22 protein-coding genes are annotated in these 25,524 nt (G+C 31.9%); 13 read left to right on the top strand and 9 right to left on the bottom strand.

Annotated elements, in window-relative coordinates; all coding sequences use genetic code 11:
- Positions 1 to 21: 21 nt before the first annotated feature.
- The 5 genes from pyk to Ollyesu_RS05770 all read right to left on the bottom strand — a co-directional run bounded on the left by pyk (position 22) and on the right by Ollyesu_RS05770 (position 4,339).
- Positions 22 to 1,464 carry a pyruvate kinase gene (gene pyk / locus Ollyesu_RS05790; RefSeq protein ID WP_279302848.1) on the bottom strand — a complete coding sequence of 481 codons (1,443 nt, stop codon included), beginning with the start codon at positions 1,462 to 1,464 and terminating at the stop codon, positions 22 to 24.
- Positions 1,464 to 1,949, bottom strand: a complete 486-nt coding sequence (locus Ollyesu_RS05785; RefSeq protein ID WP_279302847.1) for an IPExxxVDY family protein — start codon at positions 1,947 to 1,949, stop codon at positions 1,464 to 1,466. The genes pyk and Ollyesu_RS05785 overlap by 1 nt, the downstream gene beginning before the upstream one ends.
- Positions 1,950 to 2,087: 138 nt before the next feature.
- The gene (gene rnc, locus Ollyesu_RS05780; RefSeq protein WP_279302846.1) at positions 2,088 to 2,834 is read right to left on the bottom strand and encodes a ribonuclease III; all 747 of its coding nucleotides are present in this window, start codon (positions 2,832 to 2,834) and stop codon (positions 2,088 to 2,090) included.
- A gap of 8 nt (positions 2,835 to 2,842) precedes the next feature.
- Positions 2,843 to 4,093: a beta-ketoacyl-ACP synthase II gene (gene fabF / locus Ollyesu_RS05775; RefSeq protein WP_279302845.1), complete on the bottom strand. Its 1,251-nt coding sequence runs from the start codon at positions 4,091 to 4,093 to the stop codon at positions 2,843 to 2,845.
- Between the two features lie 12 nt (positions 4,094 to 4,105).
- Positions 4,106 to 4,339 (bottom strand): acyl carrier protein, encoded by a 234-nt coding sequence (locus tag Ollyesu_RS05770; protein WP_013869581.1) that lies wholly within the window; start codon positions 4,337 to 4,339, stop codon positions 4,106 to 4,108.
- Between the two features lie 182 nt (positions 4,340 to 4,521).
- Here Ollyesu_RS05770 and Ollyesu_RS05765 point away from each other — a divergent pair, with 182 nt between their 5' ends.
- From Ollyesu_RS05765 to Ollyesu_RS05750, 4 genes are all read left to right on the top strand, one after another.
- Positions 4,522 to 5,088 carry a phosphoribosylglycinamide formyltransferase gene (locus tag Ollyesu_RS05765; RefSeq protein WP_279302844.1) on the top strand — a complete coding sequence of 189 codons (567 nt, stop codon included), beginning with the start codon at positions 4,522 to 4,524 and terminating at the stop codon, positions 5,086 to 5,088.
- 28 nt (positions 5,089 to 5,116) lie between these two features.
- Positions 5,117 to 5,758, top strand: coding sequence for a ribonuclease H family protein (locus tag Ollyesu_RS05760; protein ID WP_279302843.1), 642 nt, complete (start codon positions 5,117 to 5,119; stop codon positions 5,756 to 5,758).
- Between the two features lie 68 nt (positions 5,759 to 5,826).
- Entirely contained in the window at positions 5,827 to 6,753 is a 927-nt protein-coding gene (locus tag Ollyesu_RS05755) for a PfkB family carbohydrate kinase (protein WP_279302842.1), read from the top strand.
- A gap of 109 nt (positions 6,754 to 6,862) precedes the next feature.
- Entirely contained in the window at positions 6,863 to 8,761 is a 1,899-nt protein-coding gene (locus Ollyesu_RS05750) for an amidophosphoribosyltransferase (protein ID WP_279302841.1), read from the top strand.
- Between the two features lie 270 nt (positions 8,762 to 9,031).
- On the opposite strand, the gene Ollyesu_RS05745 is transcribed toward Ollyesu_RS05750, so the two are convergent.
- Positions 9,032 to 9,640, bottom strand: a complete 609-nt coding sequence (locus Ollyesu_RS05745; RefSeq protein ID WP_279302840.1) for a superoxide dismutase — start codon at positions 9,638 to 9,640, stop codon at positions 9,032 to 9,034.
- A gap of 194 nt (positions 9,641 to 9,834) precedes the next feature.
- Between Ollyesu_RS05745 and Ollyesu_RS05740 the strand changes: the two genes are divergently transcribed.
- The 5 genes from Ollyesu_RS05740 to Ollyesu_RS05720 all read left to right on the top strand — a co-directional run bounded on the left by Ollyesu_RS05740 (position 9,835) and on the right by Ollyesu_RS05720 (position 19,472).
- On the top strand, positions 9,835 to 12,981 hold the full coding sequence (locus Ollyesu_RS05740) for a UvrD-helicase domain-containing protein (protein WP_279302839.1): 3,147 nt from the start codon (positions 9,835 to 9,837) through the stop codon (positions 12,979 to 12,981).
- Between the two features lie 74 nt (positions 12,982 to 13,055).
- Entirely contained in the window at positions 13,056 to 14,249 is a 1,194-nt protein-coding gene (gene kbl / locus Ollyesu_RS05735; RefSeq protein WP_279302838.1) for a glycine C-acetyltransferase, read from the top strand.
- Positions 14,250 to 14,374: 125 nt separating this feature from the next.
- A complete protein-coding gene (locus tag Ollyesu_RS05730; protein ID WP_279302837.1) occupies positions 14,375 to 15,802 on the top strand; it encodes an OmpA family protein in 1,428 nt (475 codons plus the stop codon).
- A gap of 71 nt (positions 15,803 to 15,873) precedes the next feature.
- The gene (locus Ollyesu_RS05725) at positions 15,874 to 18,627 is read left to right on the top strand and encodes a PD-(D/E)XK nuclease family protein (protein ID WP_279302836.1); all 2,754 of its coding nucleotides are present in this window, start codon (positions 15,874 to 15,876) and stop codon (positions 18,625 to 18,627) included.
- Entirely contained in the window at positions 18,627 to 19,472 is an 846-nt protein-coding gene (locus tag Ollyesu_RS05720) for an alpha/beta hydrolase (protein WP_279302835.1), read from the top strand. Before Ollyesu_RS05725 ends, Ollyesu_RS05720 begins: the two co-directional genes overlap by 1 nt.
- Here the strand turns inward: Ollyesu_RS05720 and Ollyesu_RS05715 are convergent.
- A complete protein-coding gene (locus tag Ollyesu_RS05715) occupies positions 19,456 to 20,253 on the bottom strand; it encodes a universal stress protein (protein ID WP_279302834.1) in 798 nt (265 codons plus the stop codon). The genes Ollyesu_RS05720 and Ollyesu_RS05715 overlap by 17 nt on opposite strands.
- 92 nt (positions 20,254 to 20,345) lie before the next feature.
- Between Ollyesu_RS05715 and Ollyesu_RS05710 the strand changes: the two genes are divergently transcribed.
- The 4 genes from Ollyesu_RS05710 to Ollyesu_RS05695 all read left to right on the top strand — a co-directional run bounded on the left by Ollyesu_RS05710 (position 20,346) and on the right by Ollyesu_RS05695 (position 23,556).
- The gene (locus Ollyesu_RS05710) at positions 20,346 to 21,680 is read left to right on the top strand and encodes an MATE family efflux transporter (protein ID WP_279302833.1); all 1,335 of its coding nucleotides are present in this window, start codon (positions 20,346 to 20,348) and stop codon (positions 21,678 to 21,680) included.
- Positions 21,681 to 21,702: 22 nt separating this feature from the next.
- Positions 21,703 to 21,873 (top strand): hypothetical protein, encoded by a 171-nt coding sequence (locus tag Ollyesu_RS05705; RefSeq protein WP_279302832.1) that lies wholly within the window; start codon positions 21,703 to 21,705, stop codon positions 21,871 to 21,873.
- Positions 21,874 to 22,205: 332 nt separating this feature from the next.
- Positions 22,206 to 22,658: a 6-carboxytetrahydropterin synthase gene (locus Ollyesu_RS05700; RefSeq protein WP_279302831.1), complete on the top strand. Its 453-nt coding sequence runs from the start codon at positions 22,206 to 22,208 to the stop codon at positions 22,656 to 22,658.
- Between the two features lie 142 nt (positions 22,659 to 22,800).
- Positions 22,801 to 23,556 (top strand): UDP-2,3-diacylglucosamine diphosphatase, encoded by a 756-nt coding sequence (locus Ollyesu_RS05695; RefSeq protein WP_279302830.1) that lies wholly within the window; start codon positions 22,801 to 22,803, stop codon positions 23,554 to 23,556.
- On the opposite strand, the gene Ollyesu_RS05690 is transcribed toward Ollyesu_RS05695, so the two are convergent.
- Both Ollyesu_RS05690 and Ollyesu_RS05685 read right to left on the bottom strand, forming a co-directional pair.
- Positions 23,553 to 24,212 carry a peptidoglycan-binding domain-containing protein gene (locus Ollyesu_RS05690; protein WP_279302829.1) on the bottom strand — a complete coding sequence of 220 codons (660 nt, stop codon included), beginning with the start codon at positions 24,210 to 24,212 and terminating at the stop codon, positions 23,553 to 23,555. The two genes, Ollyesu_RS05695 and Ollyesu_RS05690, sit on opposite strands and share 4 nt — an antisense overlap.
- A 36-nt stretch (positions 24,213 to 24,248) precedes the next feature.
- Entirely contained in the window at positions 24,249 to 25,523 is a 1,275-nt protein-coding gene (locus Ollyesu_RS05685) for an MFS transporter (RefSeq protein WP_279302828.1), read from the bottom strand.
- Position 25,524: the final 1 nt, after the last annotated feature.

The following is a 25,524-nucleotide window of genomic DNA, read 5'->3' as shown; positions in this document are numbered from 1 at the left end:
CACTTCGTTTTGAATGACAAACTAGAAACTACAACTAGTAATCTCTGTTACTCTTAACGTATTAACCATTCCTTTTTCTTGTATAGGCATTGCTGCCAAACTAATTAGCATGTCTCCTACTTCTAAAAATCCTTTTTTACAAGCTATTGCGTTAACGTCTTCAATGGTTTCGTCTGTGCTAACAAACTTATCGTAATAAAAGGCTGTAACTCCCCAAAGTAAACTTAACTGTGTTAAAATACGCTTATTTGAAGTAAATACTAAAATATGCGTATTTGGTCGCCAAGCAGAAATCTGAAACGCAGTATAACCACTATTGGTTAATGTTGAAATGGCTTTAGCATCAATATCATTAGCCATATGTGCTGCGTGATAACAAATTGATTTTGTGATGTAACGCTTAGTACGAATATGAGGTGGTGATTGTGGTACTTTAATTAAGTCCGAATCTTCTACACTTTTTATAATGTTAGACATTTGACGAATGACTTGCACAGGATAACTTCCTACACTAGTCTCTCCAGATAACATCACTGCATCTGCACCATCCATTACGCTATTAGCAACGTCATTAACTTCTGCTCGTGTTGGTGTTAAACTAGTAATCATAGTCTCCATCATTTGGGTTGCTATAATTACTGGTATTCTGGCGCGTTTTGCACGTAGCACTAACTTTTTTTGCACTAATGGCACTTCTTCTGCTGGGATTTCTACTCCTAAATCTCCACGCGCTACCATTAATCCGTCGCAATAGGCTACAATTTTATCTATATTTTCTACTGCTTCTGGTTTTTCAATTTTTGCTATAATTGGGATTTTATGCTCGCTATGTTTTTTAATTAGCTCTTCCAATTGCATTAAATCTTCTGCATGACGTACAAAAGATAAAGCAATCCAATCTACACCTAGTTTACAAGCAAAAATAGCGTCTTCGATATCTTTTTCTGTTAAAGCTGGTTGTGAAATATTGGTGTTTGGAAGGTTAACTCCTTTTTTAGATTTAAGAGGTCCGCCTTGTATGACTTTGGCTTTAACTTCAGTTTTTTTATCTGTGGAAACGACTTCAAAAATTAATTTTCCATCGTCTAAAAGGATACGCTCTCCTGGATTAGCATCTTGTGGAAAGTTATCGTAAGTCATATAAACACGCTTTTTGGTGCCTTCAAACTTTTTTCCTGTTGCAAAAATAATTTCGTCTCCAGGATTTACAATGACTTCTCCTTTCATAACGCCAACACGCAGTTTTGGTCCTTGTAAGTCTCCTAAAATAGAAGCGTTATAACCAAACTCTTCGTTTAACTCTCTAATCATTTGTACACGTTCTTCAACGTCTTTATAATCTGCATGAGAAAAGTTGATTCTAAATACATTAGCACCTTCGTCTAACATACCTTTTAAGACTTCTTTACTGCTGGTTGCTGGACCCAAAGTGGCTACTATCTTGGTTTTTTTTCTTTTTGGCATTAGTTGAATATTAAATTGTCTTTAGATTTTAACGTGTCTACAGCGATACTGTATGCTGTGACAACCTGCGGAATCTTTAGAATTTTATTTAAAATATTTTTTTCTTTGTTCTGAAACTCTGTTTCTATTTTAAGAAGGTAATTCACCTTTTTGTATTCTGGCAACAAATAATAATGATTTGCGCCTGCTGTATCTTCTCCAAATAACGAGTTTGATAGTTGTTCCAAATTGTTATGTTGAACTTTACAAGTGTTGGCTACTAAATGGTAAGTTGTTAGTTGTTTTTGATCAACCCATTCATAAATGGAGTACGCAGTCTTAAGGCTAGGATTGGTTACATCATCTAGTTTTCTTTTAAGATTGATGTCCAATATTTTATTAATTAAAAAAGCCAAACGATAATCTTCTATTACACAATGAATACCTATTAATGCGTAATGCTCTTCTTCTAAAAAATCATCTAAAGAGAGTTTTCTAACAGCCATTTTAGTTAGCAAATTAAATGTAAATATAGCATTAAAACACTTACTTACACTCTATTTTACTTAAACTTAACAACAAATTGTTACGAAAACGATATAGTAAAAACTTGACTTTTAAGTTTAAATAGAAATGGCTAACTATTAAATAAAGCCAGCTTTAGAAATTTGAGTTTGTAATGCAAAAAAAGCGCGTTTTGAAGCTTTTTCTTCAGCTTTCTTTTTTGATGTTGCTCTAGCTTTGGCTACAATTTTATCGTTTATGGATAATTTTACTGAAAAATGTTTAACATCATCATTACCTGTATCTTCATACACATGGTAATCAAAAATCTTTTTTTCTTTTTGGCACCATTCTATTAATAAGCTTTTGTAACTAATGACTTTACCTTCTAGTTTTTCAATATCTACATATGGGTTAATAACACGTTTTTGTATAAATTTTTCACAGTATTTGTAGCCTCTATCTAAGTAGATGGCTCCTATTAAAGCTTCAAATAAATTGCCATGTATGTTATCTCCAAATTGCCCTTTTGGTATTTTACTTTGTACTAATTTAATTAGCCTAAGGTCTTTTCCTAATTCATTTAAATGCTCACGACTTACCACTTTAGATCGCATTTTAGTTAAATACCCTTCATCACCTCCTGGTACTTCCATATATAAATGATGAGCAATAACAGCACTAAGCATGGCATCACCCAAAAACTCTAGACGTTCGTAATTTATAATGTGTCCTTTACCATCTTTTATGTTCATGGAACGATGTGTAAAAGCTGTTTGGTAGTGCTTAATTGTTTTAGGTTTAAACTTTAAGATTTTAGAAATAGACATAAAAAAATCCCCATGGTCTTTAGACTGGGAATTAAATATGTTTCGAATGCGCTTCATTCGGATAACTAATCTAATTTTTTAAACAATACACAAGCGTTGTGACCTCCAAATCCAAAAGTATTGCTCATAGCAACTTTTATATCTCTTTTTTGAGGGTTATTTAAAGTTAAGTTTAGTTCAGCGTCTATATTTTCATCAACGGTTGTATGGTTAATAGTTGGTGGCACAATACCGTGTTCCATTGCTAAAATAGCAGCAATAGATTCTACAGCTCCTGCAGCACCTAACAAATGACCAGTCATTGACTTGGTAGAATTGATATTTATATTTTTGGCATGTGTGCCAAAAACTTCCTTAATTGCTTTTAATTCTGCGACGTCTCCTAAAGGTGTAGACGTACCATGTGTATTAATATGGTCTACATCTTCTGGTTTTAATCCAGCATTTTCAAGACAATTTTTCATTACAGCAATAACACCAATTCCATCTGGATGTGGTGCTGTCATGTGATAGGCATCAGAAGATAGTCCACCTCCTAAAACCTCAGCATATATTTTTGCGCCTCTAGCTTTAGCATGTTCATACTCTTCTAATATAATAGCTCCTGCACCTTCACCCAAAACAAAACCATCTCTAGTAGCATCAAAAGGTCTTGATGCTGTTTCTGGACTATCATTTCTGGTAGATAAAGCATGCATAGCGTTAAATCCTCCCATACCTGCAATAGTCACAGCAGCTTCACTACCTCCTGTAACGATAACATCACAATGTCCTAAACGAATATAGTTTAGGGCATCAATCATAGCATTTGCAGAAGATGCGCAAGCAGATACAGTAGTATAGTTAGGACCCATAAAACCATTTTTTATAGAAATGTTTCCTGGAGCAATATCTGCAATCATTTTTGGGATAAAAAAGGGATTAAATCTTGGTGTTCCGTCTCCTTCAGCAAAGTTTAACACTTCATTCTGAAAAGTCTCTAATCCACCAATTCCAGCTCCCCAAATAACGCCAACTCTAAGTTTATTGACAGTTTCTAAGTCTAGGTTTGAGTCCGCAATAGCCTCGTCTGACGCGACCATTGCGTACTGTGTAAACCTATCCATTTTTCGTGCTTCTTTTCTGTCTAGAAAATCTGTAGCCACGAAATTTTTTAACTCACAAGCAAAGTTGGTTTTGAACTTTTCAGTATCAAAATAAGTTATTGGTGCCGCACCACTTTTACCACTAATTAAACCAGACCAATACTCGTCTTTAGTATTTCCAATTGGTGTTAATGCGCCTAAACCTGTAACTACTACTCGCTTAAGTTCCATAAATTATTGTGCTTATTTAGCAGCTTCAATATAAGATACAGCTTGACCCACTGTTGCAATGTTCTCTGCTTGGTCGTCTGGAATCTGGATATCAAATTCTTTTTCAAATTCCATGATTAATTCTACAGTGTCTAATGAATCTGCTCCTAGGTCGTTAGTGAAGCTAGCTTCTGTTACAACTTCGTTTTCATCAACACCTAATTTGTCTACGATAATCGCTTTTACTCTTGATGCAATGTCTGACATAATTTTAATTTTTTTAGTTTTAATTAAGTGGCAAAAATAAAAAACTTTAATTTAAAACACACGTTTAGTTAAAAAATGTGCTACTAATTTAATTATTTAAATTGAAGAATTTCAATTTAAGCCTGTAATTGTTAATAATTATTGCTTTTTTTGTTTGAAGATTTTAACATTGAAACTAGAAAATGAAACGTGTAGTAATTTTTGCGTCCGGTAGCGGAAGTAATGCTGAAAATTTAATAAGGTTTTTTCAAAATAGCGACAATGCGTCTGTTATTCAAGTTCTAACTAACAATCCTCATGCCAAAGTACTAGATCGCTGTAAAAAACTAAAAGTAAGCGCGTTATCATTTAACAAAACAGCATTTATCGAAACAGAAGATGTATTAAATGTTTTAAAATCTTCTAATCCAGACTTAATTGTATTAGCTGGTTTTTTATGGAAATTCCCAGAAAACATCTTAAAGCACTTCCCAAATAAGGTTATTAATGTACATCCTGCTTTGCTTCCAAAATTTGGTGGAAAAGGAATGTATGGCATGCATGTCCATGAAGCAGTTGTCAATCAAAAAGAAACTGAAACAGGTATCACCATTCATTATGTAAATGAACATTATGATAAAGGTGCTATTATTTTTCAAGCAAAATGTGAAGTAAAATCATCAGATTCTGCTCAAGATGTTGCTGAAAAAATTCATGAATTAGAAATGGAACATTTTCCAAAAGTCGTTGAAAAACTATTAAATAAGTAAATGATTCCCGCTTTTGTAGTAACGAAGGATGAGTAAAAAGAAGAAGAAATATTATACCGTTTGGAAAGGACATCACACTGGTGTTTTTGAAACTTGGGACGATTGCAAAGCCCAAATTAAAGACTATCAAGGTGCTATTTATAAATCTTTCGCCACTTTTGAAGCAGCAAAAAAAGCATTAAAAGGCAACTATAAAGATTATATAGGTAAAGACAAGACCTTTAAAAGTGAGTTGAGCGAGCTTCAGCTTAAAAAAATAGGACAACCTAACTATAATTCTATTGCTGTAGATGCAGCTTCTTCTGGTAATCCTGGTATTATGGAATATCGTGGAGTTGACACCAAAACCAAAAAACAATTATTTATTCAAGGTCCTTTTGAGGAAGGCACAAATAATATTGGTGAGTTTCTCGCTATAGTCCATGGTTTGGCTTATTTAAAACAACGTAATAGTGATAAACTTATTTACACAGACTCTAAAACTGCAATAAGTTGGGTGAAGAAAAAGCATTGCAACTCTAAACTAGAACGTAATAAAAAAAATAAACCAGTTTTTGATTTAGTAGATCGCGCAGTTACTTGGCTAAAAACCAATACTTACACGACAACACTAGTTAAATGGGAAACCAAAGCTTGGGGAGAAATTCCTGCAGATTTTGGTAGAAAGTAACTAATACAATCTTTCCTTAAATTACTCCATAAAAATCGTATATTTGCGCCTTAATTTAAAACGCTTTTATGAGCAAATTAGTCATTGTTGGTACTGTAGCTTTTGATGCTATAGAAACACCTTTTGGTAAAACAGATAAAATTCTTGGTGGAGCTGCAACCTATATAGGGTTGTCTGCGTCTAATTTTAATGTTGATGCAGCAGCAGTTTCTGTTGTTGGTGGAGATTTCCCTCAAGAGTATTTAGACCTTTTAACAACTAGAGGTATAAATATAGATGGTATAGAAATTGTTAAAGAAGGAAAAACTTTTTTCTGGAGTGGTAAGTATCATAACGATATGAACTCTCGTGACACCTTAGCTACAGAATTAAATGTTTTAGAACATTTTAATCCTGTTGTGCCAGATAGTTATAAAGATGCTGAAATCGTGATGCTTGGTAACCTTCATCCTTCTGTACAACAAAGTGTTTTAGACCAAATGACAACAAAGCCTAAGTTGGCAATTTTAGATACCATGAACTTTTGGATGGACATTGCCTTAGACGATTTAAAATCTGTCGTAAAAAACGTTGATGTAATTACTATTAATGATGAAGAGGCTAGACAATTATCAGGAGAATATAGCTTAGTAGTGGCTGCAAGAAAGATACATGAAATGGGTCCAAAATATGTCGTTATTAAAAAAGGAGAACATGGTGCGTTATTATTTCATAATGACGAGGTGTTTTATGCACCTGCGTTACCATTAGAAGAAGTTTTTGATCCAACTGGAGCAGGTGATACGTTTGCAGGTGGTTTTGCTGGATATTTAGCAAGCACAGGAGATACCAGTTTTGAAAACATGAAAAACGCTGTAATTTATGGTTCGACCTTAGCCTCGTTTTGTGTGGAAAAATTCGGGACAGAGCGCATGCTTAATTTAACAGACAAAGAAGTATATAAACGCTTACAAGCTTTTAAAAACTTGACACAATTTGATATCAAATTAACATAACAAAAAGCGCTCTAAATTATAGAGCGCTTTTTTTTGTTCTGGACTTGTATCAAAATGATTTTATAATATTTTTGTATAACAACATTGACCAACTCACAACACAACAACAATGAGTGATGCTTTAAAACACGAGTGCGGAATTGCACAAATTAGACTCCTTAAGCCTTTAGAATTTTACAAGAAAAAATATGGAAGTGCATTTTACGGAGTTAATAAAATGTATTTAATGATGGAAAAGCAGCACAATCGTGGTCAAGATGGTGCTGGTTTTGCAAGCATCAAATTAGACACTAAACCTGGCGAACGTTATATTAGTCGCGTACGCTCTATCGCACAACAACCCATACAAGATATTTTTGCTCAAATTAATGAACGTGTTAATAAAGAGTTAACAGAGCATCCAGAATATCAAGATAATGTTGCGTTACAGAAAAAACACATACCATATATAGGAGAAGTCCTTTTAGGACATGTTAGATATGGTACGTTTGGTAAAAACAGCGTAGAAAGTGTACATCCCTTTTTAAGACAAAATAATTGGCAACATCGTAATTTAATTCTAGCTGGAAACTTTAATATGACTAATGTTAAAGAGCTATTTAAAAATCTGGTAGAACTTGGTCAACATCCAAAAGAATATACAGATACAATTACAATCATGGAAAAAATTGGTCATTTTTTAGATGATGCTGTAAGCAAAATTTATAGAGACTTAAAAAAAGAAGGCTATGATAAGCACGAATGTTCTCCTTTAATTGCAGAGCGTATAAAAATTCATAAAATCTTAAAGCGTGCAGCAAAAAATTGGGATGGTGGATACGCTATGGCTGGTTTATTAGGTCATGGAGATTCTTTTGTATTGCGTGATCCAGCAGGAATACGTCCAGCTTACTATTATAAAGATGACGAAATTGTTGTGGTTGCTTCAGAGCGTCCAGTGATTCAAACAGTATTTAATGTAGAATTTGATGATGTTAAAGAATTAAGTCCTGGACACGCCATTATTACTAAAAAATCTGGCGAGACTTCAATTAAAAAAATATTAGAACCTTTAGAGCGTAAATCTTGTAGTTTTGAACGTATTTATTTTTCTAGAGGAAGTGATGCCGAAATCTATCAAGAACGAAAAATGCTTGGTCGTTTATTAATGCCTCAAGTATTGAAGGCTATAAAAGGTGACACCGAAAACACAGTGTTTTCATACATACCAAATACAGCTGAAACTTCTTTTTATGGGATGATTGAAACGGTTGAAGAACACTTAAACCAAAAGAAAACTCAAGCCATATTAGATGGTAATGGTAAGCTCTCTGCAGAAAATGTCACTTCTATTTTAAAAGAAAGACCAAGAATAGAAAAAATAGCCATCAAAGATGTTAAGCTAAGAACTTTTATAACTGAAGATTCTAGTCGAGACGATTTGGTTGCGCACGTTTATGATGTAACTTACGGAGTAATAAAGCCCACAGACAATTTGGTTATAATTGACGATAGTATTGTGCGTGGTACCACTTTAAAAAAGAGTATTATAAAAATGATGGACAGATTACATCCTAAAAAGATAGTAGTTGTCTCCTCTGCGCCACAAATACGTTATCCAGATTGCTATGGAATTGATATGGCTAATCTAGAAACTTTAGTTGCTTTTAATGCAGCTTTAGAGTTACTAAAGGAAAACAACAAATACAATTTAGTAGAAGAGGTTTACAAAAAGTGTAAAGCGCAAGAAGATTTAGAGGATAAAGACGTTACCAATTTTGTAAAAGAAATCTACGACCAGTTTACACCAGAACAAATTTCGGCAAAAATATCAAGCTTGTTAACTGACGATTCTGTCAATGCTAAGGTAGAAATCATTTTTCAACCTGTAGACCATTTACATAAAGCGTGTCCAGATCATTTAGGAGATTGGTATTTTACTGGTAACTATCCAACAGTTGGAGGTAATAGAGTGGTAAATAGAGCATTTATTAATTTTTATGAAGGCAATAAAGAACGTGCTTACTAATTCTAGTTGGTAAGTTTTTTCTCGTCACACATCATTTAACCGAATATTTTTACTTTTTAACTATAATATGTAATAATTCAATTTAAATGTCGTTATATTTGAGCTTACCATAACATAAGTAGGTTAAGTTCATGGTAGATTTGGGGCAAAAAAGGAGAACTCTCGTTCTCCTTTTTTATTTGCCTAAACTTTCCCAAAAAAAACAGTTTAAGTATAAAAAAAAAGCAGACTTTAAAAAGCCTGCTTATTCAGTTTTATAAACGTTTAAGCTTATTTAGCTTCTGCATAACGTCTTTCTACTTCGTTCCAATTAATCACATTGAAGAAAGCATCGATGTAATCTGGACGTCTATTTTGATAATTTAAATAATAAGCGTGTTCCCAAACATCTAATCCTAAAATTGGAGTCCCTCCACAAGTCACACCTGGCATTAATGGGTTGTCTTGATTTGGTGTAGAGCATACTTCTACCTTTCCGCCTTTATGGACACATAACCAAGCCCAACCTGATCCAAATTGTGTCGCTGCTGCTTTGCTAAATGCATCTTTAAAAGCGTCAACAGACCCATAGGCTGCTTCAATAGCATCCTTTAAATCTCCAGACAAACGTCCTTTACCTTCAGGATTCATAACGTCCCAAAATAACGAGTGGTTGTAAAATCCTCCTCCATTATTTCTAACAGCCATATTTTTCATATCTAAATTAGTCAAAATATCTTCTATAGATTTTCCTTCTAAATCAGTACCTTCAATAGCGTTGTTTAATTTAGTTGTGTAACCGTTATGATGTTTGCTGTGGTGTATTTCCATTGTACGTGCATCAATATGTGGTTCTAATGCATCATACGCATATTTTAGTTTTGGTAATTCAAAAGCCATAATTGTATGTTTTTAAGTGTTAATATTGTGTTACATCAAAATTAAACATTAAAGCCTTCAATTGAAAATATTTAGACCATTGTTTAATTGTATTTAATAATACTTTAACATCGTAGTTTAAATATTGAAGATAGTTTTAAAATAAATTTAGCAACCATAATTTTGTTATTATCTTGTCTAAAATTTAAGTATTAATGTCCAAAAACCCTCCTTTTAAAGTTTATGATGCTTCTGCTGGAAGTGGAAAAACCTTTGCTTTAGTTAAGGAGTATTTAAAGCTATTATTTACCTCTACATATAACGACAGCTTCAAACATATTTTAGCGCTAACTTTTACCAATAAAGCTGTAGCCGAAATGAAAACAAGGATTTTAGATTCTTTAAAAGAGTTTCCGCACAGAGATAGCAGTATGTTTTTAGCACTTGTTGAAGAACTTAATCTGGAACCAGATTACGTGCGTAAAAAATCAAAAGTCATACTAAACACTATCATGCACAATTATGCTGCTTTTGATGTATCTACTATAGATGGTTTTAACCATAAATTAATTAGGACGTTTGCACACGATTTGAAAATACCCATAAATTTTGAAGTTGAACTTGACACACCTTCCCTACTTAATCAAGCAGTAGATAGCTTAATTGCAAAAGCTGGCACCAACGATAAATTAACTAAAATACTAATAGACTTTGCATTAGAAAAAGCAGACGATGATAAAAGTTGGGATGTCTCTAGAGACTTTAATAGCATTGCTAAATTGCTAATTAATGACAATGACTTGCCACATCTAGACAGTATAAAACATAAAACACTTGAGGATTTTAACGATTTTAAAAAGCTAATAATAAACAAGATTGAAATCAAAGAAAAGTCAGTGTCGCAATTAACCGATGTAATACTTTCAAATTTTAAAGCCAATGGATTAGAGGACAAAGATTTTTCTAGAGGCACGCTGTATAATCATTTTATAAAAGCATCAAATTTTGATTTTGATAGATTGTATGACAATAAACTAGCAGATAATATAGCAGAAGGCAAGCTGTATACAAAAACTTTAAACTCCTCGAAAGCACAACTAATAGATCAACTTTTACCAATTATAGACCAAGCATATCACCAAATTAAAGCAACAGTTTATGATTTAAAATTTTTAAAAGCTATCTATAAAAATATCACTCCACTTTCTGTTTTAAATGCTATTAACAAAGAGTTAACCATTATTAAGGAAGACGAAAACAAGCTATTAATTTCAGAATTTAATACCTTAATTAGTCAAGAAATTAAAAACCAACCTACACCTTTTATTTACGAGCGTTTAGGAGAAAAATTTAGACATTATTTTATTGACGAGTTTCAGGATACTTCAGAAATGCAATGGGACAATTTAATACCACTAATAGACAATGCTTTAAGTGGTCATAATTTAAAAGGTGAAAAAGGAACAGCAATGATAGTTGGTGATGCCAAACAAGCTATTTATAGATGGCGTGGTGGTAAGGCTGAGCAATTTATGGAGTTGACAAAAAAGGAAAATAAAGACCCTTCTCAAAACCCCTTTCAAGTAGAAAAAGAAGTTATTAAGTTAGATTATAATTATCGAAGTTTTAAAAACATCATTCATTTTAACAATCAGTTTTTCAGCTATCTGTCAGAACATTGCTTTAGTAATCCTAACTATTCTGAATTATATAAAAAAGCAAATCAGGAGACATTTTTGGAGCAAGAAGGTTTTGTGAGTATCAAATTTTTAGATATTCAAAAAGAAGATGACCAAAACGATAGTTATAGCCAAACTGTTTTTGAAACCATAGAACACTGTTTAGCAAATGGTTACCATTTAAAAGATATCTGCATATTGGTTAGGAAGAAAAAAGAAGGTGCAGCTATTGCAGAATATTTGAGCGAAAAAGGTATAAAAATAACATCCTCAGAAACCATGTTAATAGACAACTCTGAAGATGTAAAATTAGTTATCAATATTTTTAAATTACTTGTTAACCAAAAAAACTTAGAAGCAAAAATCAAGATTTTAGACCATGTGGCTTCCCAAAATAACATCAAGGATAAGCACAATTATTTTAAAACCAATTTAGAGTTACCAATTGGTGCTTTTTTTGAAAATTTTTCACAGTTTTCAATTCACACAAACCCATCACAATTGCTACAACTATCATTATATGATATGGCAGAATCCATTGTAAGAGACTTTAAATTAACTAAAGCTTCTAATGCATTTATACAATATTTTTTAGATATTGTTTTAGAGTTTTCCCAAAAACAAATATCCGATATTTCAGCTTTTTTAGACTATTACAATTCCAAAAAAGACCTTTTAAACATCGTCTCACCAAATAATCAAGATGCCATTCAGATAATGACCATTCACAAGTCTAAAGGATTAGAGTTTCCTGTGGTTATCTTTCCGTATGCACATTTAGATATCTATAAAGAAATTGAACCTCAAGAATGGTTTCCATTGGATAAAAACCAGTTTAACGGGTTTTCAAAAGCACTATTAAACTTCAATAAAGATTTCGAAAATTATGGAGACATTGGTGAGGCTATTTATTTAAAACATCGATCAGAACAAGAATTAGACAATATTAACCTATTGTATGTTGCATTAACTAGACCTGTAGAACAACTATATATCATTTCTAAGTTAGAAAATTCAAAGAAGGATGTAGTGTCACTAAACACTTATTCGGGATTGCTTATTAATTACTTAATACAGAAAGGATTGTGGAACGAATCACAATTAGATTACACGTTTGGTAGCGAAAAAAAAGAAATACAAGTAGAAGATTTAGTAGAAACCACATTAGAAACCAAGCAATTTATTAGTGTTGCAAAACAAGATCATGATATAAAAATTATTACTAAATCTGGCTATTTATGGGATACTAATCAACAATATGCTATTGAAAAGGGTAATTTAATTCATGATATCATGGCTGAAGTCAAGACTATAGAAGATGTTAAGTTTGTAATTAATGATTACATTAATACTGGAATTATAAATCAAGAACAAGCCAGTTTATTGTCAGACACAATAACTAATATTATAAACCATCCAGAAATAAAACAATATTATACAAATGCTTACATTATTTATAATGAACGAGATATTATTTCAAAATCAGGAGAAATTGTACGTCCTGATCGTTTAGCTATTAATAATAATGATGCAGTAATTATAGATTATAAAACAGGATTATCAAATCCTAAATACCAACAACAATTAGAAAATTATTCAGATATATTAAAAGAAATGAATTTTACGGTAAGTAAAAAAATATTAATTTATATAAACCAAGACATTAAAATAGTCACGTATTAAAATTAAAAGATTAGCTGTAAAATAATTGGTATAGCTAAAAACGTTTTAAATTTGTGAAAACTAAAATTCAGTGTATGTACAATAAGATAAAAGAACACTTGCAAAAAGAGTTACAAGACATAAAAGATAACGGACTTTATAAAGAAGAACGTATAATAACATCTGCACAAGGGGCAGAAATAACACTAAACACAGGAGAAACCGTTTTAAACTTTTGTGCTAATAATTATTTAGGATTATCCTCTCATCCAGAGGTTATAAAAGCAGCACAAGACATTATGGATACTCATGGTTTTGGTATGTCGTCTGTTAGATTTATTTGTGGTACACAAGACATACATAAAACCTTAGAACAAAAAATAGCAGAATTTTATGGTACTGAAGATACCATATTATATGCTGCAGCTTTTGATGCCAATGGTGGTGTTTTTGAACCTTTATTAGGTAAAGAAGATGCCATTATATCAGACTCGTTAAATCATGCATCAATAATTGATGGTGTTAGATTGTGCAAAGCTGCACGCTATCGCTATAAAAATAACGATATGGCAGATTTAGAACAACAATTAATAGATGCTAATAATAATGGTGCACGTTTCAAAATTATTGTTACAGATGGTGTGTTCTCTATGGACGGACTTGTTGCTCCTTTAGATAAAATCTGTGATTTAGCAGATAAATATGATGCGTTAGTAATGATTGATGAGTGTCACGCTACAGGTTTTATAGGCGAGACTGGTCGAGGCACTTTAGAAGAAAAAGGTGTTATGGATAGAATTGATATTATAACAGGGACTTTAGGTAAAGCACTGGGAGGAGCAATGGGTGGTTATACAACAGGTAAGAAAGAGATTATAGATATGTTACGTCAACGCTCAAGACCCTATTTGTTTTCTAATTCTCTAGCACCTGCAATAGTTGGTGCATCTATTAAAGTTTTTGATATGTTGGCAAACGATAGCTCTTTAAGAGACAAGCTTGAGGATAACACCAATTACTTTAAACAAGAGATGAAAAAAGCTGGCTTTGATATTATAGATGGAGACTCTGCAATTGTACCAGTAATGTTATATGATGCTAAGCTATCTCAAACTATGGCAAATATGTTATTAAAAGAGGGGATTTATGTTATTGGATTCTTTTTCCCAGTAGTTCCAAAAGAAAAGGCTAGAATCCGTGTACAGCTTTCTGCTGCACACACAAAACAGCATTTACAAAAAGCTGTAGACGCCTTTGTTAAAGTTGGTAAAACACTTGAAATTATTTAGAAACAATCTATAATAGTTAAACAAAAGCAAGAAATAATCAATATTTTTATATATTTGTCTTTGTTAATAATATTTAACAACTTATTTTTGCTTCTAATTAACACTTAAAAATTAAATTTTTGAATATGAAAAATCTTAGCAGATTATTGTTCACAATGTTACTACTTACTAGTTTAGGTAACGTTATGGCGCAAGACCAAAACAACCCATGGGCAATCAACTTCGGTATTAACGCAGTAGATGTTTTTCCTGTAGGTGAAAACACTCCACAAGGAGGTTACTTTGACGAATTTTTTAACGTAGGTGATCACTATAGTATCTTACCATCGTTATCTACTTTATCAGTATCAAAGTACGTAGGAGATAATTTTACAATCCAAGTAGGAGGTTCTATTAATAGAATTGACAAATGGGGACAAGATAATACTAACCCTAGCCTTCCTGTTAATGATTTAGCTTACTATGCTGTAGATGGTAATGTAAGATATCACTTAGGAAATTTAATTGGTTCAACTAAATTAGATCCAGCAATTGGTGTTGGTGGTGGTTATACTTGGATTGAGGAAGGTACTTATAATACATTTTCTACTACATCTGGTAACACTGTAGGAGCAGGAACTGTTAATGCTTCATTAGGATTAACTTACTGGTTCTCTGATAACATTGGTTTATTTGTTGAGTCAAAATATAAGCATTCTTTCGAAGACTATTTAACTAAACATTTCCAACATTCTGCAGGTTTATCTGTAAGATTTGGAGGAACTGACACTGATGGTGACGGTATCTACGATAAAGATGATGCTTGTCCAGACGTACCTGGTTTAGAAGCTTTCAATGGTTGTCCAGACACTGATGGTGATGGTATCGAAGACTCTAAAGATACTTGTCCAAACGAAGCAGGTTTAGCTGAGTTTAACGGATGTCCTGATTCTGATGGTGATGGTGTTGCTGATAATAACGACGACTGTCCTCAAGTTAAAGGATTAAAATCTTTAAGAGGTTGTCCAGATGCTGATGGCGACGGTGTAGCAGATGCTAAAGATAAATGTCCTAGCGAAGCTGGTCCAGCTGCAAACAATGGATGTCCTTGGCCAGATACTGATGGTGATGGTGTATTAGACAAAGATGATAACTGTCCTAAAGAAGTTGGAACTGTAGCTAACAATGGTTGTCCAGAAGTAGTTGCTCAACCAACTCAAGAAGTTATGGATAGATTAAACAGCTATGCTAAAACTATCTTATTTGACACTGGAAAATCTAGCTTCAAGCAAGAAACTTATTCTGTATTACAGTCTATTACTGCAATATTAAAAGAGTACCCAAATTCTAAATTCACAATTGAAGGTCATACAGATAGCGTTGGAAGTAAAACTTCTAACCAAACATTATCTGACTCTAGAGCTAATGCTGTAATGGCATACCTTATCGAAAACGGTATAGATAGCACTAGATTAAATGCTTACGGTTTTGGAGAAGATTATCCAATCGATTCTAACGCTACAAGAGCAGGTAGAGCAAACAACAGACGTGTAGAAGTTAAACTTAGAAAATAAGATTAACAAACCACATATAAGTTTTACAAAAAAACGCTTCGGATATCCGAAGCGTTTTTTATTTTTATATAATGATAAGTTTTATTCAAGAGGTACTAAATGACTTAAAAAAAAAGAACGTAGACTTTAGCCAACTTATCTTTGTTTGTCCTAGTAGACGCTCAGGAATATTTCTAAAACGCGAGCTAAGTTTACTACTAAATAAAACTGTTTTTGCGCCAAAAATAATTAGTGTTGAATCCTTTGTTGAGGAGTTGTCTCAACTAAAATCAGTTTCAAATACAGAGCTACTTTTTCATTTTTACAATTCTTATTTAGAGTTAACATCAAAAAATCAAAGAGAAAATTTTGATAGTTTTTCTAAATGGGCTCAAATAATACTTCAAGATTTTAACGAGATTGATCGTTACCTGGTTCCGCAAAAAAAAATATTTGACTATTTAAAAGCTATTAAAGATTTAGAACATTGGTCAGTACAACCTAATCCAACAGAAGTTGTAACTAACTATCTTAAATTCTGGAATAAGCTTAATGAATATTACACCAACTTTACTCAATCTTTAATTGCTGATAAAAAAGGATATCAGGGATTATTGTATCGTGAGGCATTTGAAAACATTGAAGCTTATATTAATAGCACTAAATGTCAACATGTGTTTTTAGGATTTAACGCTTTAAATAAAGCTGAAGAAACCATTATTCAAGAATTGTTGCAAAATGATTTGGCATCAATCTATTGGGATATTGATAGTGCATTTATTGATAATATTATACACGATGCTGGTTTATTTATTAGGCAACATAGAGCTAATTGGAAGTACTTCAAAAAGTCTCCTTTTAATTGGATAAACAATCATTACAAACAACCAAAAAATATATCAATATTCGGAGTGCCCAAAAATATTGGACAAGCCAAAGCAATTGGATCTATTTTAGATGAATTATCAATACAAGACGCGTCTTTAAAAAATACTGCTCTTGTTTTAGGTGATGAAAACTTGTTGATTCCGGTTTTGAATTCTATTCCAAAATCTGTAGAGACCTTAAATATCACTATGGGTTTTCCTTTAAAAACAATACCGTTAGCTTCATTATTTGAGTACTTATTTATACTTCAAAAAAAGAACAGTGTTACTTTTTATTATAAAGATGTCATAAGCATTTTATCACATCAGTTTGTTCAACCATTATTTAAAAATGGAAGCGCTATAACTTTAATTGAACTTATTAATAAAAATAATCTAGTCTACCTAACAAAAGAGCGTCTGGTAGCTATTTCACCTGAAGATGAAGATTTATTGCGCGTATTGTTCGGAAATTGGGATAACAACCCTAAGACAGCTTTAAAAAATTGTTTTGAACTTATAAAAACTATAAAAGAACATCTATCTGAAGACAAGAAAAAAAATCAGTTAGGCTTAGAATATCTATATCGATTTAACACACTATTTAATGAAATACAACGCTTAAATCAAACTTATCAGCATATTAAAGATATTAAGGCGCTATATAGTATATATAAAGAGTTATTAAGCTCTGAAACTTTAGATTTTCAAGGAGAACCTTTACAAGGTTTACAAATTATGGGAATGTTAGAATCTCGTGTTTTAGATTTTGAAACTGTTATTATTACTAATGTTAATGAAGGTGTTTTACCTTCTGGAAAAACTAATAATTCTTTTATCCCATTTGATATTAAACTAGAAAATAAACTGCCGACTTATAAAGAAAAAGATGCTGTTTATACTTACCATTTTTACCATTTATTACAACGAGCAAAAAACATCTACATTTTATATAATACAGAAATAGACACTTTAGTTGGAGGTGAAAAGAGTAGATTTATAAAACAGTTAGAACTAGAGGATATTGAAAATCATACTATTAATCATAAAATACTAACACCTCAAGTACCCAATTATAAAAAAGAACTTGCAACCATAGTTAAAACAGATGCTGTTATTTCTCAATTAAAGTTAATAGCTCAAAAAGGGTTCTCACCTTCATCATTAACTAGCTATATAAGAAATCCTATTGACTTTTATTACCAAAAATTGTTAGGCATTTCTGATCTAGAGGAAGTGGAAGAAACCATTGCAGCAAATACACTAGGAACTGTAGTACATAACACCTTAGAAACGTTGTATTTACCTTTTGTTGGACAATTTTTAACCGTAGAAAAAATAAAAGAACTAAAACCAAAAATAGATACTTACATCACAAAATTCTTTAAAGAAGAATATATAGAAGGTGATATGTCCAAAGGTAAAAATTTAATTGTTTTTGAAATTGCTAAACGCTATGTACTTAATTTTTTAAACTTAGAAATAAAATCACTTAAACAAGGAAACGCTATAAAAATAATAGCTTTAGAAGCAACAGTGGACCATATTCCAATACAGATAGATAGTTTAGATTTTACAATACAATTAAAAGGCACTGTAGATAGAATTGATGAATATAACGGAACCACTAGAGTAATAGACTATAAAACTGGTAAAGTAGATCAAAGTAAGGTGTCTATTGTTAATTGGGAAGACCTATTGACAGATTATACAAAATATAGCAAATCGTTTCAAGTGTTAATGTATACCTACATGCTTAATAAAGCTAAACGTATATCGCTACCTGTAGAAGCTGGAATAATCTCATTTAAAAATTTAGGCTTTGGATTTATTCCTTTTGCAAAAAAAACAAGTTCACACAGCAGAAATAATGAGACTTTAATTACTAAAGAGATGTTGGGTCAATTTGAAACTCAACTAAAAACCCTAATATTAGACATTTGTAATCCTGAAGTAGATTTTATTGAAAAAGAGATATAATGATTAAAAAGAACCAAATTTTAACCAGAAAAGAGCAAAAACCGATTGTTTTTGACCTGTTTTTTAACAAAACTAAAGAACTTAAACCTTTAGTTATATTCTGTCATGGTTATAAAGGTTTTAAAGATTGGGGAGCTTGGGACTTGGTGGCTAACACCTTTAAAAACTGTGATTTATTTTTTGTGAAATTTAATTTTTCTCATAATGGTGGTACTGTAGAGCAACCCATAGATTTTCCAGACTTAGAGGCTTTTGCTGAAAATAATTATAGTAAAGAGTTACAGGATTTAGACGATCTACTGTCTTATTTATGTTCAGAGAATAATAGTTTTTTAAATGAAATTGATACCAAAAACATTACTTTAATTGGTCATTCTAGAGGAGGTGGAATTGCTACAATAAGAGCAAATGAAGATAACAGAATAACCAAACTAATAACTTGGGCAAGTGTTAGTGCATTTGGAAAACGCACCTCAACTACAGGAGATTTAGAACAATGGAAAAAAGATGGTGTTAAATATGTTTTAAATGGAAGAACAAAACAGCAAATGCCTCATAACTATCAATTTTATTTGGATTACAAAGCAAATAAAGAGCGATTAAATATTGAAAAAGCTTGTAAAAATATTCAAATTCCACATTTAATAATTCATGCTAAAGATGATCCGTCTGTTACATTTGAAGAAGCAAAATCTTTACATTCTTGGAATCCTAAAAGTGAATTATTTGCTATAAAAAATAGTGACCACGTCTTTGACGCTAAACACCCTTGGAACCATAACCTGATGCCAAAAGCATTACAAATGGTAACTAATAAAAGTTTAGATTTTATTTTAAACCACTAAGCACTAAAACAGGCAAAGTAGAAGAATGAAAATCTTTCTTTAAGACCGCATTTTTTTCCCAGAGTTTTGTAAAAAATCCTCTTTTACGTCTAACCACACATAATAATTCTGGATCATTATCCTTATAATGTTCTAATACACCTTGAAACGTAGTTGCATTTTCAGAATAAGTAGTTTTAGTAATTAGACTAGATAACTCTGTGTTAACATCAAAATCTCCCTCGTTATAATATGGTGTTTTAACCAACAAAAGATTAACAATAGATTTATATTGATTTTTTATAGATTTTAAAGGCACTAACACTCCTTCTTTTTTTATTATAGCAGATTTTAATGCTATTAGTATGTATACAATTGGTCTATATTTGTAGCCTTCAGGTACAATCAGAGCTGGTATATTAGTTTGTTTTACAATTTTGCCTGAAGTTTTACCCAAGTAAACTTCGTCTTTTATCGAGTTGGTTCTTGGCTCTAAAATAATTAAATCAATATCTAAAGTTTTACAAACCAATTCTAAAGTGTCAACTAGTTTTCCTTTAAATGTTTTGACTACAACTTCAACATTTTTAGTATCTACCTTTGCGATATGACTATTTAAAAACTCTAAACTTTCGCGTTCCAAAATATGATCTATTTTAATCATGGTTCCAGATTTTGTATATACGTTATAGACTTGTATCACGTATAATTTTGCGCCAAAAGCTTGAGCAAAATCTACTGCATATTGTAAATGACTTTGTGCATTTTTGGAAGAACCAACAGGAACTAAAATAGATTTCATAACTATAAAATTTAGACTACAAAAATACATTTTTTTTATTCAGTAATTAATCGAGAAACTTTTACGACCTTCGCAATACAATTGTATTTATTTTGAATAATACCATCAGTTTAAAAAACATAAACAGATTAGCCATTCCTGCTTTAATTTCAGGTATTTCAGAGCCTATCCTGTCATTAACTGATGCTGCTGTTGTTGGAAATGTACAGTTAAACCCAACTGAATCTTTAGCTGCAATTGGAATTGTAACTACGTTTTTATCTATGCTAATTTGGGTTTTAGGCCAAACTAGAAGTGCTATTTCTTCAATAATATCACAACACTTAGGTGCTGATAAATTAGATAAGGTTAGAGAACTGCCTGCTCAAGCCATTTTTTTAATTACGTCATTAAGCTTAATTATTATTGCAACCACTTATCCATTTGCTTCACAAATTTTTAAATTGTATAACGCATCAGATTTAATACTAGATTATAGTGTTGACTATTATAAAATTAGAGTGTTTGGTTTTCCGTTTACCTTATTTGTCATCGCTGTTTTTGGAACATTTAGAGGGTTACAAAACACCTATTACCCTATGATAATAGCTATTTTGGGCGCTTTATTAAATGTTGTTTTAGATTTTATATTAGTTTACGGTATTACAGATTTTATACAACCAATGCACATACAAGGTGCAGCATATGCTAGTGTTATTTCTCAAATATTTATGGCTATATTATCTGGTTATTTACTGCTGACTAAGACTTCTATTCCGTTACGAATTAGATTTCCTTTTAATGTACAAATCAGGAATTTTGTGTTTATGATTTTAAATCTTTTTATTAGGACTTTAGCCTTAAACATTACGTTATATTTTGCCACAAAATACGCAACTGGTTATGGTAAAAATTATATTGCAGCATATACTATTGCTATAAACTTATGGTTTTTAGGTGCTTTTATTATAGATGGTTATGCAAGTGCTGGCAATATATTATCTGGTAAATTATTTGGAGAAAAAAACTACAAAACGTTGCTACAACTAAGCACAAGATTAATTAAAATAGGAATTCTATTAGGTTGCATTGTTGCGGTTATTGGAGCGGTGTTATATTATCCAATTGGAAAAATCTTCACTCAAGAACCTGAAGTACTACAAGCCTTTTATGACGTATTTTGGATAGTATTAGCCATGCAACCGTTGTGTGCATTAGCCTTTATTTTTGATGGAATGTTTAAAGGACTTGGTAAAATGAAAGATTTACGCAACCTACTTTTACTGTCTACCTTTTTAGTGTTTTTACCTGCTTTATTTTTGGCAGATTATTACCATTTAAAACTCACAGGAATTTTTATTGCTTTTACCTTGTGGATTGTGGCTAGAGGTTTTCCGTTAATTATTAAATTTAGAAAACTATTTTTACCACTAGCTCAAAACCATTAACTTTACTTTAAATTAAACAATAATGCTTATAAGTAACTTACAAGTAAATATTGAAGAAAAAATCAAGAATGCTCCAGAGGATAGTGGTTATGAGATAGGCATCTTAATAGGGTCGTATCTACCTTTAATTGTTCTTGTAGTATTAGCCTATTTACTTTATAGATATAACAAAAACAGAAATTCAGATATATAATCTAAATACAAAATCATGGGAAACAGAATTTTTCTATTACTAGCAGTAGTTTTAATTGTTATCTACTTTTACAACCGAAGCAAAAGACGCTAATTAACAGGTTTTTAACTAACCTGTAATACTTAATCGTTTTGTTAGCACAGGTTTAACTTCGTGTTCTAATATATGCTTTCAATAACTATAACACATCTGTAAATGGATAGATAATCTGCTCTATCTCTTAACTATTAATATTTAAAAACTAATTCTATATTCTAAAGAGCGTGCAAATGTTATCTAATAGTATTTCGCTTTAACAAAATCAATATCTTTGTGCAATAAATACTTGGTTAATGAGCAACATACGCATTACAAAACAATTTACTTTTGAGACTGGTCATGCACTATATGGCTATGACGGAAAATGTAAAAATGTCCATGGACACAGCTACAAATTAGACGTAACTGTTATTGGCAAGCCTATTTCGGACACTACAAATGTTAAGTTTGGGATGGTTATAGATTTTTCTGATCTTAAAAAAATTGTCAAAGAAGAGATTGTAAATGTCTTTGACCACGCAACTGTTTTTAACAAAAACACACCACACGTGGAGTTAGCCAAAGAACTTGAAGAAAGAGGTCACAATGTATTACTAGTGGATTATCAACCAACTAGTGAAATGATGGTTATTGATTTTGCTGCAAAAATAAAAAAGAGATTACCCAATAGTATTAAACTACACTCGTTAAAACTGTCTGAAACCGCAACCAGTTACGCACAATGGTATGCTAGTGATAACGAGTAAATAATTTGGGCGTTACCACAAGGGTCGCGCTTTACACTATATCTTTTTTGCGCATAAGCGCGCAAAAAAGGATGTCGTTTTAATCGCTAACGCACGCACCAGCCAACCAATAGCATTCACAGGAATTAATTATATTTACATCATGCAAATTCCAGAAGGGAAAAAAATATACTTCGCCTCAGACAATCATTTGGGTGCACCAACAAAAGCAGACTCACTTCCTCGAGAAAAAAAGTTTGTAGCTTGGTTGGACATGATTAAAGATGATGCTGCTGCTATTTTTTTATTAGGTGATTTATTTGATTTTTGGATGGAGTACCGAAGAGTCATCCCAAAAGGATTTACCAGAACGTTAGGAAAATTAGCAGAAATTAGTGACTCTGGAATCCCAATTTACTACTTTGTAGGTAATCATGATTTATGGATGAATGGTTATTTTGAAGAAGAGCTTAACATCCCAGTGTATCACAAACCAAAAGAGTTTACTTTTAATAATAAAACCTTTTTTATTGGTCATGGAGACGGTTTAGGACCACACGATAAAGGGTACAAACGCATGAAAAAGCTATTTACTAATCCAGTTGCAAAATGGTTATTTCAACGTTTAATACATCCAGATTTTGGGATGCGATTAGGTAATTATCTATCTGTAAAAAATAAGATGATTTCTGGTGATGAAGACGCTAAATTTTTAGGTGAAGACAAAGAGTGGTTGGTACAGTACTGTAAACGTAAACTAGAAACCAAACATCGTGATTATTTTGTGTTTGGACACAGGCATTTACCACTTAATATAGATTTAGGAAATAATTCTAAATACATCAATCTTGGCGATTGGATTCAGTATTTTACTTATGGTGTTTTTAATGGAAACACTATGGAGTTGAAAGAGTTTTAATCCATTAGAGTCTCTAAAGTCAGCTGATCTATATTACCATCCGCAAATAAATTGTTTTTGGTTTCAAAATCTAAAATGGCATTTTGGGTAATGCTTTTGTAAACACCATCAACAGGTATTTCGTATCCTTTTTTGACAAGAAGCTTCTGTATTTCGTAAATAAAAGCACTTTTTTCTCCAGACCTTAAATTACCTTTTGGCAAAGCTAATAGTAGTCTATTTTTAAATGTTTTGTCTTCTATATGTTTCTGATAAGCTTCTTGTGACATACCAGTTTCTTCAAACAATTGTATTGATTCATTAGAGAACCCTTTGTCTTTTAATTGTTTAGACTGTTCTAATTTGGCTTCGTAAAACTTCACTTTCGCTAACTTTTTAGCATATGTATTAACTGCCAAAGTGGTTTCGGCATCATCACTTTCTGGGCTTCTAACATCTATACCATTTGCACTCCATTGCATAGTTACATAGCTGTTTAGTTGCTCAACCGCTTCGTTATAGTTGTAAACCACTTCTTGATTATGGTGGTTTAAATCTAGAGGTTTACTAGTATTATAATTAGCATGTTTTGGATGAAAACGTTGGTATTCTTTATATTGATTGTATGCAAATATCAATACAATTACGACTAAAATAGCGATGAGAATTTTTTTCATTTTAATTCAAGTTTAAGACCTTACAAATATAATAGATTAATTAGTTTCACTTTCGTGCTCCTCAATATCTTTGGTTAAATCCAGATTTCTTAAGGTTTTGTTTTTAGTGCCAATTGCCACAACAGTTAGCAAAGTCATAACACCTCCAAAAATAACTGCTCTAGCAGCTCCACCTAAGTATTTAGCTGCTACACCACTTTCAAAAGCACCAAGCTCATTAGAAGAGCCTACAAACATACTATTTACAGAAGCTACGCGACCACGCATATGGTCTGGTGTTTTAAGTTGTAAAATTGTTTGACGGATAACCATTGATACACCATCTGTAACACCAGAAAAAAACAAAGCTAGCACACTTAGCCAAAATAATTTTGACATCCCAAATATGATGATGCATATACCAAATCCAAAAATCGATACCAATAATTTTTTTCCAGCATTTTTACTAACTGGTAAATAAGTGGTTATAAACATGGTTAAGATACTACCAATAGATATGGACGCATTTAAAATACCAAATCCTTTAGATCCAACATGTAAAATATCTTGTGCAAAAACAGATAATAATGCTACTGCTCCACCAAATAAAACCGCAATCATATCTAAAGATAAAGCCCCTAAAATTGCTTTATCACTAAACACAAACTTGAGTCCAACTTTTAAACTCTCTTTTACAGACTCGCCAATATTTGGATTTAAAATTGGTTTTTTCTGAATTTGAAAGGTGATAATAAAAGATAATGCTACTAAAACAAATACAGTACACAAGGTCATAGCTACACCAATCCAATCAATTAAAAAGCCTCCAAATAAAGCGCCTAAAACAGTTGCTGCTTTCCAAGTACTACTACTCCAAGTTGCGGCATTTGGGTATATTTTTTTAGGAACTATTAGTGCGATTAACGAAAATATTGTAGGTCCAAAAAACGATCGTAAAAAGCCACCAAAAAATACCAACGCATAAATTCCGTACAAAATAGATTGTGTAGACCAATCTCCTACTACTTTGTCCCAAGTCAGTAAAAACAAGCCTAAACTAATCAACGAAAAAGCAGCAATACATAAGGCAAGGAGGTTTCGTTTTTCTTTCTGGTCAACAACGTGTCCTGCAAACAATGCCATAGTAAAAGCAGGAATAATTTCCATTAGACCAATAATACCTAGATATATGGGTTCTTTTGTTAAGCTATACACTTGCCATTCTATAACAATAAATTGCATAGACCAACCAAACACTAGTGCAAAACGCAATAATAAAAAAATGTTGAATTCTTTAATCCTAAGCGCTGCGTATGGGTCGTTTTTTTGCATA

This window comes from Olleya sp. YS (assembly GCF_029760915.1).
Lineage (GTDB): Bacteria > Bacteroidota > Bacteroidia > Flavobacteriales > Flavobacteriaceae > Olleya.
This window is presented reverse-complemented; position numbering and strand designations above follow the sequence as displayed.

Bases quoted from the DNA above. Each gene is read 5' to 3' on its own strand.
- pyk (WP_279302848.1), bottom strand. From the start codon at position 1,464: ATGCCAAAAAGAAAAAAAACCAAGATAGTAGCCACTTTGGGTCCAGCA.
- Ollyesu_RS05705 (WP_279302832.1), top strand. From the start codon at position 21,703: ATGCTTATAAGTAACTTACAAGTAAATATTGAAGAAAAAATCAAGAAT.
- Ollyesu_RS05695 (WP_279302830.1), top strand. From the start codon at position 22,801: ATGCAAATTCCAGAAGGGAAAAAAATATACTTCGCCTCAGACAATCAT.
- kbl (WP_279302838.1), top strand. From the start codon at position 13,056: ATGTACAATAAGATAAAAGAACACTTGCAAAAAGAGTTACAAGACATA.
- Ollyesu_RS05755 (WP_279302842.1), top strand. From the start codon at position 5,827: ATGAGCAAATTAGTCATTGTTGGTACTGTAGCTTTTGATGCTATAGAA.
- Ollyesu_RS05720 (WP_279302835.1), top strand. From the start codon at position 18,627: ATGATTAAAAAGAACCAAATTTTAACCAGAAAAGAGCAAAAACCGATT.
- fabF (WP_279302845.1), bottom strand. From the start codon at position 4,093: ATGGAACTTAAGCGAGTAGTAGTTACAGGTTTAGGCGCATTAACACCA.
- Ollyesu_RS05690 (WP_279302829.1), bottom strand. From the start codon at position 24,212: ATGAAAAAAATTCTCATCGCTATTTTAGTCGTAATTGTATTGATATTT.
- Ollyesu_RS05760 (WP_279302843.1), top strand. From the start codon at position 5,117: ATGAGTAAAAAGAAGAAGAAATATTATACCGTTTGGAAAGGACATCAC.
- Ollyesu_RS05730 (WP_279302837.1), top strand. From the start codon at position 14,375: ATGAAAAATCTTAGCAGATTATTGTTCACAATGTTACTACTTACTAGT.
- Ollyesu_RS05700 (WP_279302831.1), top strand. From the start codon at position 22,206: ATGAGCAACATACGCATTACAAAACAATTTACTTTTGAGACTGGTCAT.
- Ollyesu_RS05685 (WP_279302828.1), bottom strand. From the start codon at position 25,523: ATGCAAAAAAACGACCCATACGCAGCGCTTAGGATTAAAGAATTCAAC.
- Ollyesu_RS05765 (WP_279302844.1), top strand. From the start codon at position 4,522: ATGAAACGTGTAGTAATTTTTGCGTCCGGTAGCGGAAGTAATGCTGAA.
- rnc (WP_279302846.1), bottom strand. From the start codon at position 2,834: ATGAAGCGCATTCGAAACATATTTAATTCCCAGTCTAAAGACCATGGG.
- Ollyesu_RS05740 (WP_279302839.1), top strand. From the start codon at position 9,835: ATGTCCAAAAACCCTCCTTTTAAAGTTTATGATGCTTCTGCTGGAAGT.
- Ollyesu_RS05725 (WP_279302836.1), top strand. From the start codon at position 15,874: ATGATAAGTTTTATTCAAGAGGTACTAAATGACTTAAAAAAAAAGAAC.
- Ollyesu_RS05750 (WP_279302841.1), top strand. From the start codon at position 6,863: ATGAGTGATGCTTTAAAACACGAGTGCGGAATTGCACAAATTAGACTC.
- Ollyesu_RS05745 (WP_279302840.1), bottom strand. From the start codon at position 9,640: ATGGCTTTTGAATTACCAAAACTAAAATATGCGTATGATGCATTAGAA.
- Ollyesu_RS05715 (WP_279302834.1), bottom strand. From the start codon at position 20,253: ATGAAATCTATTTTAGTTCCTGTTGGTTCTTCCAAAAATGCACAAAGT.
- Ollyesu_RS05785 (WP_279302847.1), bottom strand. From the start codon at position 1,949: ATGGCTGTTAGAAAACTCTCTTTAGATGATTTTTTAGAAGAAGAGCAT.
- Ollyesu_RS05770 (WP_013869581.1), bottom strand. From the start codon at position 4,339: ATGTCAGACATTGCATCAAGAGTAAAAGCGATTATCGTAGACAAATTA.